Source organism: Pseudomonas sp. ICMP 561 (genome assembly GCF_002699985.1).
Classification (GTDB): domain Bacteria; phylum Pseudomonadota; class Gammaproteobacteria; order Pseudomonadales; family Pseudomonadaceae; genus Aquipseudomonas; species Aquipseudomonas quasicaspiana.
In genome coordinates, this window is record NZ_LKBT01000017.1 from 1 (window position 1) to 14,925 (window position 14,925).

General features: G+C 52.8%; 16 protein-coding genes. 8 read left to right on the top strand and 8 right to left on the bottom strand.

Annotated features, from left to right (window positions below; genetic code table 11):
* Positions 1-802: 802 nt before the first annotated feature.
* Positions 803-1,927 (bottom strand): DSD1 family PLP-dependent enzyme, encoded by a 1,125-nt coding sequence (locus AO242_RS14615; protein ID WP_373562222.1) that lies wholly within the window; start codon positions 1,925-1,927, stop codon positions 803-805.
* A gap of 96 nt (positions 1,928-2,023) precedes the next feature.
* Between AO242_RS14615 and AO242_RS14620 the strand changes: the two genes are divergently transcribed.
* Positions 2,024-2,920 (top strand): LysR family transcriptional regulator, encoded by an 897-nt coding sequence (locus tag AO242_RS14620; protein WP_099269273.1) that lies wholly within the window; start codon positions 2,024-2,026, stop codon positions 2,918-2,920.
* Between the two features lie 220 nt (positions 2,921-3,140).
* Here the strand turns inward: AO242_RS14620 and AO242_RS14625 are convergent, their stop codons facing one another.
* Positions 3,141-4,238, bottom strand: a complete 1,098-nt coding sequence (locus AO242_RS14625) for a hypothetical protein (protein ID WP_099269274.1) — start codon at positions 4,236-4,238, stop codon at positions 3,141-3,143.
* A 634-nt stretch (positions 4,239-4,872) separates the two neighbouring features.
* Between AO242_RS14625 and istA the strand changes: the two genes are divergently transcribed.
* Positions 4,873-6,423, top strand: a complete 1,551-nt coding sequence (istA, locus tag AO242_RS14635; protein WP_099269276.1) for an IS21 family transposase — start codon at positions 4,873-4,875, stop codon at positions 6,421-6,423.
* Complete coding sequence (gene istB / locus AO242_RS14640) at positions 6,420-7,166, top strand: IS21-like element helper ATPase IstB (RefSeq protein WP_099269277.1); 747 nt, start codon at positions 6,420-6,422, stop codon at positions 7,164-7,166. The genes istA and istB overlap by 4 nt, the downstream gene beginning before the upstream one ends.
* A gap of 232 nt (positions 7,167-7,398) precedes the next feature.
* Here istB and AO242_RS14645 read toward each other — a convergent pair whose 3' ends face one another.
* The gene (locus tag AO242_RS14645; protein ID WP_099269278.1) at positions 7,399-7,608 is read right to left on the bottom strand and encodes a hypothetical protein; all 210 of its coding nucleotides are present in this window, start codon (positions 7,606-7,608) and stop codon (positions 7,399-7,401) included.
* A gap of 112 nt (positions 7,609-7,720) precedes the next feature.
* Here AO242_RS14645 and AO242_RS14650 point away from each other — a divergent pair, with 112 nt between their 5' ends.
* A complete protein-coding gene (locus AO242_RS14650; protein ID WP_099269279.1) occupies positions 7,721-8,170 on the top strand; it encodes an antitoxin Xre/MbcA/ParS toxin-binding domain-containing protein in 450 nt (149 codons plus the stop codon).
* Between the two features lie 208 nt (positions 8,171-8,378).
* Here the strand turns inward: AO242_RS14650 and AO242_RS29725 are convergent, their stop codons facing one another.
* The 4 genes from AO242_RS29725 to AO242_RS14665 all read right to left on the bottom strand — a co-directional run bounded on the left by AO242_RS29725 (position 8,379) and on the right by AO242_RS14665 (position 10,389).
* Complete coding sequence (locus AO242_RS29725; protein WP_257153440.1) at positions 8,379-8,507, bottom strand: hypothetical protein; 129 nt, start codon at positions 8,505-8,507, stop codon at positions 8,379-8,381.
* A gap of 66 nt (positions 8,508-8,573) precedes the next feature.
* Positions 8,574-9,239: a transmembrane anchor protein gene (locus AO242_RS14655; protein ID WP_099269280.1), complete on the bottom strand. Its 666-nt coding sequence runs from the start codon at positions 9,237-9,239 to the stop codon at positions 8,574-8,576.
* Between the two features lie 10 nt (positions 9,240-9,249).
* Positions 9,250-9,942 carry a HupE/UreJ family protein gene (locus tag AO242_RS14660; RefSeq protein WP_441343361.1) on the bottom strand — a complete coding sequence of 231 codons (693 nt, stop codon included), beginning with the start codon at positions 9,940-9,942 and terminating at the stop codon, positions 9,250-9,252.
* Positions 9,943-10,035: 93 nt separating this feature from the next.
* Positions 10,036-10,389 carry a hypothetical protein gene (locus tag AO242_RS14665; RefSeq protein WP_141562220.1) on the bottom strand — a complete coding sequence of 118 codons (354 nt, stop codon included), beginning with the start codon at positions 10,387-10,389 and terminating at the stop codon, positions 10,036-10,038.
* 100 nt (positions 10,390-10,489) lie between these two features.
* Between AO242_RS14665 and AO242_RS14670 the strand changes: the two genes are divergently transcribed.
* The 4 genes from AO242_RS14670 to AO242_RS14685 all read left to right on the top strand — a co-directional run bounded on the left by AO242_RS14670 (position 10,490) and on the right by AO242_RS14685 (position 13,866).
* On the top strand, positions 10,490-10,783 hold the full coding sequence (locus AO242_RS14670) for a metal-sensing transcriptional repressor (protein WP_099269283.1): 294 nt from the start codon (positions 10,490-10,492) through the stop codon (positions 10,781-10,783).
* Between the two features lie 7 nt (positions 10,784-10,790).
* Positions 10,791-11,918, top strand: coding sequence for a nickel/cobalt efflux protein RcnA (locus tag AO242_RS14675; RefSeq protein ID WP_099269284.1), 1,128 nt, complete (start codon positions 10,791-10,793; stop codon positions 11,916-11,918).
* A 9-nt stretch (positions 11,919-11,927) separates the two neighbouring features.
* Complete coding sequence (locus AO242_RS14680) at positions 11,928-12,308, top strand: YqaA family protein (protein ID WP_099269285.1); 381 nt, start codon at positions 11,928-11,930, stop codon at positions 12,306-12,308.
* Between the two features lie 247 nt (positions 12,309-12,555).
* Positions 12,556-13,866, top strand: a complete 1,311-nt coding sequence (locus AO242_RS14685; protein WP_099269286.1) for a sensor histidine kinase — start codon at positions 12,556-12,558, stop codon at positions 13,864-13,866.
* 31 nt (positions 13,867-13,897) lie between these two features.
* Here the strand turns inward: AO242_RS14685 and AO242_RS14690 are convergent, their stop codons facing one another.
* A complete protein-coding gene (locus AO242_RS14690; RefSeq protein WP_099269287.1) occupies positions 13,898-14,575 on the bottom strand; it encodes a response regulator transcription factor in 678 nt (225 codons plus the stop codon).
* Between the last annotated feature and the right edge of the window lie 350 nt (positions 14,576-14,925).

Consider the following 14,925-nt stretch of genomic DNA (forward strand, 5'->3'; position numbering starts at 1 on the left):
GATGCAAAAAACGGTTATGTCTCAATCAAAGTGTCACCTATGTGAATGCACTTTTTTGTAACCCATGTGGTTGATCCGTACATGCCACCACTGGGTGCCTCGCTGTCGCTCGGCATGCCCGTAATCCGACATTGCTGCGTGGGGCCGCCGCCACCGGCCATCCATGGCCTGAGGCGGCTAAACCGGCATCCCTGCCGGTTCACCCCACACAGCAATATCGAATTCCGGCCGACGTGGTTTAACGGGGCGCTTAAGATCAAAATCAAAAGCAGAGCAGATCAAAAGCAGAGCGGGGGCGAGAACGGTGGGGTTGCCTCGGATCGGTAGGAGCGAACTTGTTCGCGAGACGTCCCGACAGCCAACGCATTCTTCATCTGACACACCGCTTCGCAGCCTTCGGCAGCTCCTACAAAATATCGGTAAGTTCACACATCAGGTCGGCTGTCAGGCCGCCGCGCTTTTGATTTTGATCTTAGGCGCCCCGTTAAACCACGCTGGCCGAACGCAGATTCTGAAGCGTGGGGTGCTCTTGAGTTGAAGAGGGGCAGGACGCCGGGTTAGCCGCATTGGGCCATGGATGGCCCGTTGCGGCGGCCCACGGTTCAGGATCTGCGGGCGGGTACACCGAGCGACAGCGAGGTGCCGAGTGGTGGGGCAAGAGCCTTTTGGTTACTTTTGTGTGGGCCGGCTTCCGGATGTTCAAAAGTGACGCGCTGTAAAAGCGCAACCAATACCAACCATTACCGAATAACGGATATGTACACAAGAAAATTGTGTACATCCAGCGAAGGCCAAACACATATCACCACCCATACAACCGCCCCCAAACCTGCACCCGACCTTCGGCATCAACCGCCTGATATTCCGGAAACTGCGCGCCTGTGGCGCACGCATGGTTAGGAAGAATGCGCAGGCGGCTGCCAATCGGATAGCGATCGGTGATATGAGCTTCGCAGGTACTGACAATCCCATGCTCCTGATTAGCCCCTTCAAACACTGCACCTTCAATCCATTCACCGCTTTCGGTGCAGACCTGCCCATAACCGAAGTCGCGTTTCTGCTTCTGGGTCCCCCGATCCCGACTCATAGCCATCCAGCCCGCGTCGGTGATGATCCAGCCTTTTTCCTCCTGATGACCAATGACCGTGGTCAGCACGCTCAGGGCCAGTTCGTCTGGCTGGCAGATGCCGACGTTGAGCATCACCAGATCAAAAAATACATAAACCCCCGCACGGACTTCCGTCACGCCTTCAAGGCTCGTGGCTGACAGCGCGGTGGGCGTCGAGCCGATGCTGACTTCGGGGCAGGGCAGCCCTTGCGCACGGAGCTTATCCGCAGCCATTACGCAGGCCCGACGTTCCTGTTCGGCCATCGCTTGCAATGCTTCGGGATTGTCCAGCTCGTAACTTGAACCGGCGTGGGTCATGACACCGAGCAGTTGCATGCCTCCTTCATGAAGCGTGCGCGCAACATGCAGCAGCGTCGGATCCTCGACTTTCAGTCCAGAGCGATGGCCGTCGCTGTCGATTTCGATCCAGACCTCGAAGCGATGCCCATGGTCTCTGCCAAAGCTGACGATGGCCTGGGCGCCGACCAGACTGTCAGTCACGATGCTCAAGCGACATCCTTTCAGCCGTAACTCAAGCGCCTGCTGCAATTTCCCGGGTGCCATGGCCACGCCGTAAAGAATGTCGTCGATGCCATGGGAGAAACAGTGCGCGGCTTCTTTCAACGTGGACACTGTGATGCCTTGTGCTCCGGCCCCGCGCTGGGCGTCGATGACGGACAGGCATTTGCTGGTTTTCACATGGGGGCGCAGGCGGACGCCCAGCGTGTCCATCCGTTGCTGCATGCGCTGGATGTTGCGCTGCATGCGGGGGATGTCGATGACGGCGGCGGGTGTGTCCAAGGTCTGAAGTGTCGGCATGTTCATGGCTCATGTTGGCTGCGTGTGTCGCCAATCTACGTCGTCAACGTAAGTCTGTGCTTCAATACGATGGCATTTATCATTAAGTGAAATTGAATGATTGCCATCGAAGATTTGCGTCTGGCAGTGACGCTTGCCCGTTCCGAATCCCTCAGTGCGGCAGCCAGAAGCCTGAATGTCTCGCCTCCGGCGCTCTCCATGCGTCTGCGCAAGCTGGAAGGGTTGCTGGGAATCAGCCTCGCGAACCGGACTGCCCGACGTTTGAGCCTGACCGCCGAGGGTGAGCGTTTTGCACGACAAAGCGCCTTGCTGCTGGAGCAACTGGAAGCACTGCCGGAGGATTTCAAGCAGGCCGATGATCAACTGAGCGGCACGCTGAGACTGGCAGCGCCGTTCGGTTATGGCCGGTCGCGGATCGCGCCGTTACTGGCACGTTTCGCCCGACTGCACCCCGACGTGCGAGTGCATCTGGATTTGCGCGAAACACCCTGGCCGGACCGCCACGACTGCGACGCAGTGATTCATATCGGCAGTGTCAGCGACAGTTCCTGGGTGGTACGTACTCTTGCCCACAACGAGCGTTGGTTGTGCGCGAGCCCGAGGTATCTTGAGCGATACGGAATGCCTGAGTCCGCCGAAGATTTGTTGCAGCATCGGTGTATCTGCATTCGAGAAAATGAAGAGGACGTCACCCTCTGGCAACTGCGCAAGCAATCAACGCGGCGCACCCTGCGGATCGAACCGGCAATGCTCAGCAATGACGGCAGCGTCGCCCGGCGTTGGGCGGAGCAGGACCTGGGCCTGGTGTTGCGTTCTCAATGGGACATCAAGGAGGCGTTGGCGAGTGGGGCACTGGTGCGGGTCTTGCCGGGGTGGGAGTTCGATAGCGCGCCTGTCAGCTTGCTGGTGCGCTCCCGGAAAAACCGTACGGCGCGGTTGCAGGCATTGGTGGCGTTTCTGCAGCAGTCACTCTCGGATACAGAGCCCGATTAAAACTTCATAAAGCACTGGAATCTCCCGAAACACCAGGGACAGGCCGTCTGGTTGTGTAATTGCATTCACTTGACCACCTGTTTGCATTCGACTTGACCAGTCATTTCCATTCCTGCTGACCAGTCGATTGCATTCGGTACTGACCACTCAATTCCATTTCACTTGACCAGGTTGGCCTGCCTCAGCGCGTAGATCCGAGAGAGGTCACGCTGGATTCTATCTAATGCCACTCAGTCTCTGTCGAATCCGATCCAAAGCGGTGTGGTGATGCTGGCGAGTTAGCATTGTGCGTGGACGGAAAAGGTTGCACTTCACCCGCGAGAATGCACGTCCATCCCCATGTTCTAAGAGACGTAAGCTGTTCAAACTCTCTGATTAGCTCAGCAGGAATCTCGCCGATATCAGTTCTTAACTCAAACTGAGGTCTCATCGCATGCTGGACATCAAATCCCATGACACCACGCACTAACTGCGCCATTACCTTCACCCGTTGTTTCCACGCCAAGCATTTTCCCCGTCGCTGAGGGTTTTGATAAACCATCAAATTTAGATAGGCCGACGCATGAATGTAGTCATTGCTAGTCATCCATAAAGCCAAGTGAGGAAGCAACCCTAGCGGTAAAATATTCCTGATGATCCAATCCAGAAGTCTGTTGGCAATACCTCGTGACTCAAGCTCAATTGCGACCATCAATAGTACATTGTGTAGGGTTAATTCCACTTTAGACAGTAGAGACCTTCGCTGACGCTCTTTAGCCTCTAACATTATTGCAATCAGGCACGCAAGTGCGTCAAGACCTGCTCGGCGCTCAAGCTTATCCAGTAATGACTGCGTAACCGGCTCGCGTACTGAGCATATTGAGATACCGATACTTTCGCCAGAAAACAAAACAGCCTGAATATCGAAGCTCAATGTTTTAAAATATTCATCAAAATCCGTGTTCTTACCATTGTCCACTGATTTCATTATCTGCCAAAGAGGATGATTCATCTCATGGGTAGATCCCGGCGAAAGTTTTTCAACCTTTGCCAGCGTGTTTGCCTTTGGGGAAATAGTGTTCTGCTCATACCTAGACCATTTACTTCGATAGTGACGGATAGTTCCATTCGCATTCCTCTTGAAAGACTCCTTCTCGAAGTAAAGCTCCAGAGCGTATGCAGACCCGAGCCCCGTACGCTGCTTTAGACCTTCATACCAATAATCCACTCTCAGCAGCTCGATAGCTCCGCGCCCAGTGGGTTCATTTTCTCGATTTTTGTTTCGCAAGCCTGCTGCGTAATCCAAATAAAGAGCTAAGATTCTTTGAAAATCAGTCATTTACAAAGCTCTCGAGGGCCCACGTACCGTAAAAAATGTAGAAGCCTTACGGCTGGAACGCAAGGAGCCCGTTTATTACCATGAACTGTGACCAAAACGGACATTCCACGTGATGCACAAGCCCATCGAGATAGACACACTTGCTTCGGAGTTAGAGGTTGCCCTCAGAGACCGCTACGGACTGATGGTGGGCAGCACTGCGCTCTGGCGAGAGCTCGGCTACTCGTCTTACGAGGCTTTTCGTAAGGCGAAGCAGAGGGGAAGGATCGAAGTGCCGCTGTTTGACGTACCGAATCGCAGAGGATCCTTCGCACTATCCAGAGAGGTCGCAAACTGGATCGCCAGGCAGAGGTGTGCGGCGATCAACAATAAAGCTGTCTAACTGATTCACCTTTAAACCCAGCAAGAGGCCACACCATGGCACCTGGTTAAAACCAAACTGGTGGTTTCGGGACACAAAAAAGCCCAGGGGTGGAGCCCTAGGCTTTTTGTGATGACATTAGGTTTCGATCCCTAAGCGTCACCATTCTGTGTTCCCCCGCGCTCGGCGTCAAGCCAGCGAGCCCCCGTTTATCTGCAATTTTCACACGGCGCGACTTGTGAGGTGTCACCACGCCTGTCGCGGGGAGAAAGCATGAGGCTATCCATTGAGGTGCAGCGCGAGGTATCACGCCTTGTCTGCGACACCGAGCTCACAAACAGAGCTATTGGCCGCTTGGCCAAGATATCTCACAACACAGTACGTAATATTCGTGACCAGCTGAAAATGAATGGTGAGAGCTGGGAGGAACTGAAGCACCTTGATGATCAAGCGCTTATATCTAGGCTTAACTCTGGCCCACGGGCACCGGCAACGCGCAAGACACGACCCCAGTGGCTGAGGATTCATGAGCAACTAAAATTACCTGACATGACGCTGGAGCTGTTGTGGCAGGAATTCAGGGAGGATGATCCCGATGGCGTGGCGTATACGCAATTCACCCGGCTGTATCGCGATTGGGTCAAAACGCAAAAAGTGAGCATGCGGCAAGTGCATTTGGCCGGGGACAAATGCTTCGTCGATTTCTGTGGCAGAACCATGCCTATCACTGACCCCGCGACTGGGGTGGTCTCGCACGCCCAAGTGTTCGTGGCTACGCTGGGCGCGTCTGGCTACATCTTTGCGACGGCGGTCGCCAGTCAAACGATACCCGATTGGCTAAAATGCCACGTTCGAGCGCTGGAGTTTTTTGATGGCGTTCCACGGTTTGTAATTCCGGATAATTTAAAGTCTGCCGTGACCAAAACCACCCGGAATGAAGTGATTCTGAATCCCGCATATGCCGAATTCTCAGAACACTACGGATTCCAGATTTTCCCCGCTAGGCCGCGAAAACCACAGGATAAGCCCTTGGCGGAAATAGGCGTGAAGATTGTCCAGCGGTTTATATTGGCGCGATTTAGAACCATGACTTTTTTCTCCATTGACGAACTCAACGAGAAGATTGATGAGTGGATTGGCAAGCTCAATGAACGAGTCACTAGAACCTATCCAAAAAATAGGTTAACTCGCTACATGGAGATTGATCATCCTGCGTTAAAACCGCTACCTGAGAAAAGTTACAGCTACACCAAGTGGAAGTATAAGGTCAGAGTTGGCAGCGATTATCATGTAAACTTTGACGGGCATAGCTACTCAGTGCCTTACCATTATTCAAATCAACTTGTTGATTTGCGAGTACATGCTGAGTGGCTTGAGATTGTTCATCAGCGGCGTGTTATCAGTACTCATAAAGTAGAACAGAGTCCTGGCGTCAGTACGCTGCGCGAGCATCTAGCACCAAACCACGGACACACCCAAGATTCTCAGCCCGAGGCGTTGTTAGTCTGGGCTGAAACAATTGGCCCAGCCACATTGGTGTATATCAGGAACAAACTTGAGGATCGCAGAAATTTTGCGACTGGTCTCAAGGCTGTCATTGCACTAAAGCGCGATGTCCGTACTGGAGAAATTTCACCCACTCGACTGGAGTCAGCCTGCGCGTATGTCAATACATTGAATACCCTCAGTTCGGAACGACTCCGCTCGATTATACGCAACGAGTCCGATCTACGCCCTACGTTGCGACAGCCCGCGCCTTTAGTAAATCACCAGAATATCCGAGGCGCTGAATATTACGCCTCACAGGGAGATGAGCCGCTATGAAACCAGTATTCAACACCGTGCAGAACTTGATCACGCTAGGGCTAAGCGGGATGGCGATAGCGTATGAGCGCCAACTCGATGATCCAGCGCTCCTCAAGCAGCCATTTGATGCCCGACTTGGCATGCTGATGGATGCCGAAAATAGCGAGCGCGAGACTCGAAAGATCCAAAGATTGCTAAAGGCAGCAAAGCTTCGTGAGACTGAAGCAACGCTAGAAAATATTGAGTTTAAAGCTACTCGGGGTATGGATCGAAATACGGTCATGGATCTAGGCCAATGCGAATGGTTAGCCCGACGCCAGAACGTGATCATCACCGGTGCCACCGGTACCGGCAAAACCTGGCTAGCGTGCGCCTTGGGCAACCAGGCTTGCCGTTTAGGAACTCATACGATTTATCGCACCGCGACTAAGCTGTTCGAAGACATTTCACTGTCTTACGCTGATCACACGATACCTAAACTGCGGCGTCAGCTAATCCGTGCAGAGCTTCTGATTATTGATGATCTGGGTATCGGTGGAATAGATGCTCAACTGGGGCCTTTTTTGCTTGAGGTTATTGATCAGCAGTCTCAAAACGGGTCGCTCCTGATCACCAGCCAGTATCCGCAGGACAAGTGGTACGACTTGTTCGTTGATCCGACAATCGCAGATGCAATTCTTGACCGAATTGTCCATAAGTCCCATACCATCGAGTTGAAAGGTGAGTCCATGCGCAGAGTCAAAAGCCGCAAACGCACCTGAGCGGTTTCTCACAAAGCTGGGACTGGTCAACGGGTATGCAACTGGTCAAGTCGAATGCAACTGGTCAGTGGGAATGCAATTGGTCAATGGGAATGCAAACAGGTGGTCAAGTGCGGTGCAATCGATTGTTCTAGCTGCAATTTTCATGGACTGGAAAGATTCGCGGCCTGAGTGCTTCATCCCACTCAGGCCCTGCGAATGACATTTTTCAGGAAGTCGATTCCGCCCAGCGTCAAAACGGATCTGGGCCGCCTTCGATACCTGTGAATGTTACCTCCACCGGGTCGTGCTCTTGCTGCCAACCGAACTGATAGAGCAACCATTGGTGCTCTCCCTCTTGACGGTCAGCTACGAGCAAAAGCGTCCAGCCAGCCCTAAGAAGTAGATTGGCATTTATCTCACTTCGGGTGCTGATCAATTGGGTGGTTTTGTCAATGCTCAAGAGTGATGCTCCGTAGCCTGAGACGTTGATAGAAGTCCCGACTACAATAGATCACGGGCTAAGAAACAGTCAGCTTCTTTCCCTTGATCGACGGCTCAACCTGAGGTGACCCATGTTTACCGACGCCAGGCGCGAGAACACATACGTGGCTTACAGGGCAAGGCTGCGAACATATCTCCACATCGCACCAGAGGCGTCTGACCAGAACATTCGTGAACTGATTGACTCGGGCTTTCCCGCAAGCACAGCCAAGAGCTTCTGTGACGCTGTCAAATTGAGCCCAGCAGATCGCGGCGAAATTATCCACGGTGAAACTCTTACATCCGGCCTGGCGCTTGGCAAACCTCTAACCCCACAACAGAGCAAACGCTTGTACCGTTTCGTGCACATTACGGCTATGGCCGAGTCCATTTTTGGTAGTGACGAAAAGGCGATGCAATGGCTTTCCAAGCCCAAAGGTTGCTTCTCGGGTAAAAGCCCCTTTTCGATGCTCGCCACCAACTCTGGTGCTGACCTGGTTGAAGAGATGTTAATACAGCTCGCAGAAGGGTTCGCTTTTTAAGGTGCCGACACATTTGTACCGGAAGACCGGAGGATCGCTTGCGTATCTCTGGGAGCAGAAGCTGTTGCAGCAAAAAACTGCGGGCGATCTGTGTATTGAGAGTTCAGCACGCTTAGCGTAATAGCCAAAATGTTTTACTCAAAAGCGCTCTTTGATCGATATCCGTAAGATAGAGGCAGGGCCATCTTTCATGCCCTACCTGCCGCGTTTACTCGTGCGATTGGCCGTGGTCACTTTTGCCATCGGCAGATTTAGTTGTGGAGTCCCCACAGGCAGAAAGAGCCCCGAGCAGAAAGACGATCAAGGTCGAGCGCAGCAGGGCTTTAGAGATATTCATGGATGCATCCTCGCAGGAAAAAGTGAGCCTCGCTGCTCGAACTGTGCCGGGCAACGAGGTGAAGAGTTACTGGTTAACTTTTGAATACTCGCCAGTCGTGGTGAGTGAAATGGTGACTGGGCCGTCGCTGCGGTTGCGCCAGAACCAGCCATGGGTACCGTCAAATAGCGCGACGAACTCCCCCGAATCGCCATTGACCTGCTTCCCTTTGCTGTAGCTATGGAAGTAGCCTTTTTTGCCGTTGTACGGCTCACCGTGGGTATCGAAGTTCACCGTTCCGCCTGAGGTCGTCCACTCATAGCGGACGCTGGCACCTTTGATCATGTCGAGCTTGATCTCTGCACCCTCACCAGGTTTAAGGTTCACGGTCATCTTGTTGCTGTTCATGGTGGGTGTAGGCGACGTTTCAGCTGTGGCAGGTCTTGGCTGCGGGGCTTCTCCTACAACCGGAACAGCAGGCGGTGCAACAGGTTCGGCGACAACGGGAGCGCTCGGAGTTGCCGCTGGAGACTGGGTTTCAGCCAAGGCTTCATTGGCCAGCGCTATCTTTAGCTCGCCCATCTGCTGCAATCCTAATACGCGGCCAAGCCCGGTGGGATCGACGGCATACTCAGATGGCATCACGACTGTCACCAGCAGGCCAACGGCGACTACCACCGCGATAGCGGTTGAGCGCAACAGCCGTGCAGTGCTGGGTAAATCGTTGGCAGTTGGAAGGGGTGAATTGAACATGTTCGAGTCCTCAGGCAGAAATGAAGAAGCCAGTTATCTGGTAGCCCATGAGCAGAAATCCCGCGCTCATCATGGCGACGTTGGCGGTGTACGCATGCCGCCAAAAGCTCTCGGTGCGACGCCAGTACCCCATGACAATCAGAATGGCGCTAAGAGCCAGTAACTGACCTATTTCAACGCCTACGTTGAATGCCAGCAGGTTGGGAATCAGCCCGTCTGCCGAGATTTCGAATTCCTGAATCTTCGTTGCCAGGCCAAAGCCGTGCAGTAATCCAAAGATAAAGGTGACCAGCCTGGTATTGGGCTGATAACCGAACCAGCGTTGGAACGCCCCTAAGTTATCGAGCGCCTTGTAGACCACGGAAAAACCGATGATGGCGTCGATGACATAGGAGCTGACACTGATGTCCGTCAGCACGCCAAACAGCAGCGTTACCGAATGGCCCACCGCGAACAGCGTGACGTAGACCCCAACATCCTTGAGCCGGTAGACGAAGAAGATCACCCCGAACAAGAACAGCAGGTGGTCATACCCGGTAATCATGTGTTTAGCGCCCATGTAAATGAACGGCAGCAACATGACGCCGGAGCTTTCCTGAATGAAACCCTTATCTCCCTCCGCTACCGCGTGGGCCATGACCTCTGCGGTACCCGCCAGAAGCAATGCCAAACAGGCGAAGAGGTACGTGAGCGGACGGCGCATCGTTGAGACGAACGCACCCACTCCGTTTGAAGTGAACAAATGCATGATCAGAATCCTGAGTTGCAGTGGTCTTGAGCCGCATAGCGGCCAATGTCAGATCACCAACTGAGGACGCGGGGGACGCTTTATCTGGAAGATAGGTGCGTTGGGAAGTGGATAACGCCGCTCGATCAGCGCGCAAGAGCCTGCGAAGTGATCCTTGATGGCAGGTACCACACCCAGATTGGGAATCTCGTGTTGGTGATCTCCTATCAGCGGGGTATGCGCATGATCGTCATGGTGGCTGTCGTGGGTGTGTGCCGCCTCCAACGCGCTGCCCGTGGCGGCCTGATCATTGCCAATCAACGAAGTCGAGACGTGAGTCGTCCAGGCGGTCATGACCGCGAGAAGCAACGTACACACAACAATGATTGACCGGATTCTCTGCGCCATCGGTTCTTGGTTCACAAAAATAATCGTCGACGAAACGTCATGAAAGACGTTTGACCGTATCCCCCTAGGGGGGATAGAGTGCCAGCCTAAATCATTCAGATCATAGGCTCAAGCAATGAGTGATCACGAACACCCACATCCCCACACACATCAGACCCACGACGCGATTATCAAACGCCTCAAGCGCGCAGACGGCCACTTGCGCAGCATCATCGCCATGATCGAAGACGGGCGCGAATGCGTGGACATTGCACAGCAGCTTCACGCCGTCGAGAAGGCGGTGTGCCAGGCGAAACGCACGCTTATCCAGGATCACATTGATCACTGCCTTGAAGACACCATGGGTGCCCTAGCCAAAGGCGAGCGAGCCCCACTGGAAGCGTTCAAGCAAATCACCAAATACCTGTAGGTTTCATATGCCCAACTTTGTCGATCTGTTGCAGCAAGGCGGTTCCCATGCCTGGCTGTATTTCCCCAGCGCTATCCTCCTGGGGGCATTGCACGGCTTGGAACCGGGGCACTCAAAAACCATGATGGCCGCTTTTATCGTGGCCATCCGGGGTTCAGTGAAACAGGCAGTAATGCTTGGGTTAGCCGCTACGCTATCGCATACCGCTGTTGTCTGGCTGGTTGCTATGGCGGGAATGTATCTGGGTCAGGGGCTGGATCCTGAAACAACAGAACCTTACTTTCAGCTCGCGTCTTCTGCGCTGATTATCGCCATCGCGCTTTGGATGCTGTGGCGTACCTGGCGTGGTGAGCAGTTGTACAAATTTGAACAGGAAGACGGGGCTCATGACGACCATCATGGCCACGACGAAACACACCGAATTGACACTGGGCACGGTCGCGTTGAACTGTCGATTTTCGAGCAAGGCATGCCGCCACATTGGCGTTTGGAGGCTCTGTCTGGACACGGCTGGAGCGCTGATGAAGTCGTGCTGCATACCGCTCGACCGGACGGTGTGATGCAACAGTTCCGGTTCGTGCAGCAGGACGGCTTTCTCCAGTCAGTGGATGCAATACCGGAACCGCATGAGTTCAGCGCCAGACTCAGCCTGGGCCACGCAGGTCATAGCCATGACTATGACCTGGACTTCAAAGAGCACGGTCACAACCATGACCACAGCGATCTGGAAGGATTAAACCTTAGCGCCGAGGGCTACCAGGACGCTCATGAAAAAGCCCATGCCAACGACATACGCAAGCGCTTCGCTAATCGTGAAGTCAGCCATGGTCAGATCCTGATGTTCGGCTTGACCGGGGGACTGATCCCTTGCCCTGCAGCCATCACCGTGCTGCTGCTCTGTTTGCAAGTGAAGCAGATAACACTGGGTGCAGTGATGGTGCTCTGCTTCAGTCTGGGCCTCGCGATTACCTTGGTTACCGTAGGTGCCGTCGCGGCTATTGGCACTCGCAAAGCCTCCAATCGCTTTCCCTGGCTCAGTGCCGCCGCTCGGCGAGCACCTTACCTATCCAGTGCGTTGATCATCTGCGTCGGCGTGTATGTGGGGATTAACGGCTGGATCAGCCTGCACTCGTGAGATGAATCGGTGTTTGAGCTAGCCAGCTATCTGGGCCTTTTTGTGGTGGCGTTCGGCGCCGCCACGCTTCTGCCTTTGCAATCCGAAGCTGTATTGGTGGGCATGCTTCTTTCGGAGCACTACACAACAATACTGCTTTTGCTGATCGCCACGGCGGGAAATGTCCTGGGCTCTGTTGTGAACTGGTACTTGGGCCGCTCCATCAAGCGTTTTCGACGCCGACGCTGGTTTCCTATCAACGAACGCCACCTGGACAAAGCTCAAAACACCTATCGACACTACGGGCGCTGGGCGCTGCTGTTCAGTTGGATACCTATCATTAGTGATTCCATTACCATGATCGCAGGCGTCATGCGTGATCCGCATCGACGCCATTTGGCTCGCAACTGAACCCATGGATATGCGCGCCGGTAGGGTCAGTGAAATTTCGATGTATTGGTCGATTGAGCATTGGCGGCACAGTTATGCCACTGGTGCTACTGATTCACCACAGAGGCAGTGAGCAAAACTTTGAAGGGTAGATATTGAGGAGGATCTTGTAAGCCGCAGATGTAGGCTATCGTTACTAAACCTCGTTGTCAGTTCAGAAACGGTAGGTAATACCTCACCTAAGGATAGATAGACCACGAAGGACGCCATGAACCTAAAAACTAGCTTGAGGCAGCGCATAGTATTTGTATTCAGTCTCATGAGCACTGTGGTTGCAGGCGTGTTTGCTGTAGGCATCATTTTTACCGTCCACTTCGTTGAGACCAGGCTCACAACAGTCAGCCTCAGTGGCAGCCTGCATCGACTGATGAAGATGGAAAGCATGGACGCCTGGAGCCATCGACCAGATCGCGACGAGCTTTTTTATGTCGAAAATGGCACCGGTAGCTTAGCGATGGCTGAAGACTTGAACTCCCTTGATTTGGGTTTTCAAGAGATAAGTCGGCAGGGGCACGATTACTATGCAGTCGTCGATGCTGTTGATGGACGCCGCTATGTATTACTGCGTGATCAGCGCCGATTCGAAAAACGTGAGCAGCTATTGTTTAGTGTCGTGCTGGTTGGTTTTATCCTGAGTGTTTTACTTTCGATTCTGCTAGGGCGAATGCTGGCAACACGCGTGATCGCGCCCGTAGTTCGTTTATCTCGACAAGTGCAAGATCGTGATCAGATTCTGAGCTTTGCTCCGCCGCTAGCGTCCGATTATGTCCGCGATGAGGTAGGGGAGCTCGCCTCGTCTTTCGACGAAACGTTAGGCCGCCTGCGATCCGCGTTAAACAGAGAAAAACTGTTCACCAGTGATGTGAGTCACGAGCTACGTACCCCGTTGATGGTACTGGGTACTTCGTGTGAGCTTTTGTTAGAAAATGCAGCCCTTGATGACAGGTCGCGCGAGCAAGTTAGACGGATCGCACGAGCCTGTACAGGCATGGAGCAGTTAGTCGAAACGTTTTTAATGCTTGCAAGGGTCGACAGCGTTAAAGCTCGTCACGGTGCGCGCGCATCGATTAACACAGTTGCCAACGAGCTGCTTCACATATGGAAAAAGCCAATCGCAGATAAAAAGCTAAATCTGATATTTATACCTGAAAGTGACTCACATCAGACCTTTAACGCAACTCTATTACACTCCGTCATGGGAAATCTTTTGCGTAACGCTTGGCATTACACGGATAGCGGCTTTATAAAGCTAACGACTTTCGAAGGCGGGTTCACTGTCGAAGACAGTGGTATTGGTATCCCAGTAGAAAAGCAGCGATCAATGTTTCAACCATTTGTGCGTGGCGACCATCAGCGCGGCGAAGGTCTAGGGTTGGGCTTGTCATTGGTCCAACGGATATGTGTTAATCAGAGTTGGCGCGTTACACTCAGTCATCGAATTCCCAATGGCTGTTGTTTTCGAATTGATTTAGATCCTCAAAGCGTCAAGGACACCCATATTCTCCTGCCTGACGTATAGTCCTGAGTGGTTTTCTGGTCAGTACTCTTACTTAGGATTTCGGACCTGCCAGCCTATAACCCATGCCATGAACCGTATGTAGCAACGGTTCATCGTAAGACTTATCTATTGTTTTTCGCAATGTATAAATATTTGTTCTCAAACTATCTGAGTCAGGTACGTCGCCGCCCCAAACAGCTTGCTCGAATTCACGTCTTTTTACCACATTTGGACTTTTTCGCATGAGCAGCTCTAGAAAAACCATATTCGTGGGATTGAGCTTTAACAATTTACCTGCCCGCCTTACCTCTAGAGAATCAAGGTCGTAAGTCAGGTCATGCACTTGAATAACTTGTTTTTTTAGACCTGTAAAGCGTCGTGCAATGACTTCCACGCGAGCGAGTAACTCCGCCAGTGAGAACGGTTTCACGATATAGTCATCCGCCCCCACGGAAAATCCCGATATTCGGTCTTCCAGCTGATCTCTAGCAGTCAACATCAAGATGGGAACTTGATGCTTAGTGTTCTCTCTGAGGGTTTTGCAAATCAGAATACCGTCCATGCCCGGTAGCATGAGGTCCAGTATAATTGCATCGTAATTACCTGTGACTGCGTGATGCAATCCGGTCAACCCATCTAGGGCACCCGTTACCTCCCACCCTTTTAGGGAGAAGTAATCTGAAATGTTCGCAAGAATATCTTTGTGGTCTTCTATCACAAGTATGCGCATTAGGCGTTCCTTCGTCTTGATGTTCTGGGAGAGCCCAGTGGAAATCTTTGTGGCCTTACGTTCGATCTGCTCACTATTTGAGTGTAAACCGTCTGATGGAGATGGTTAGCTTTGCTGTGCCGACTCCCTTGCAGCTGAATGCTGATGCGGATCCCGTGTGACTAGAATGCCCTAGGCATAGATCACAATTTTACCAGGCTCATTGTCGAGGTTACGGCTTAAAACACCGTCAGACCAGCCTGTGTTTTTTACGCAGGACTGGGCACACTGAATTGCCGATGCTTAAGGCATGAGACGCTCTCCACTTCGCTCACGTCTAGACCGCAAAAAATTGGACGGTGATCCCGGAC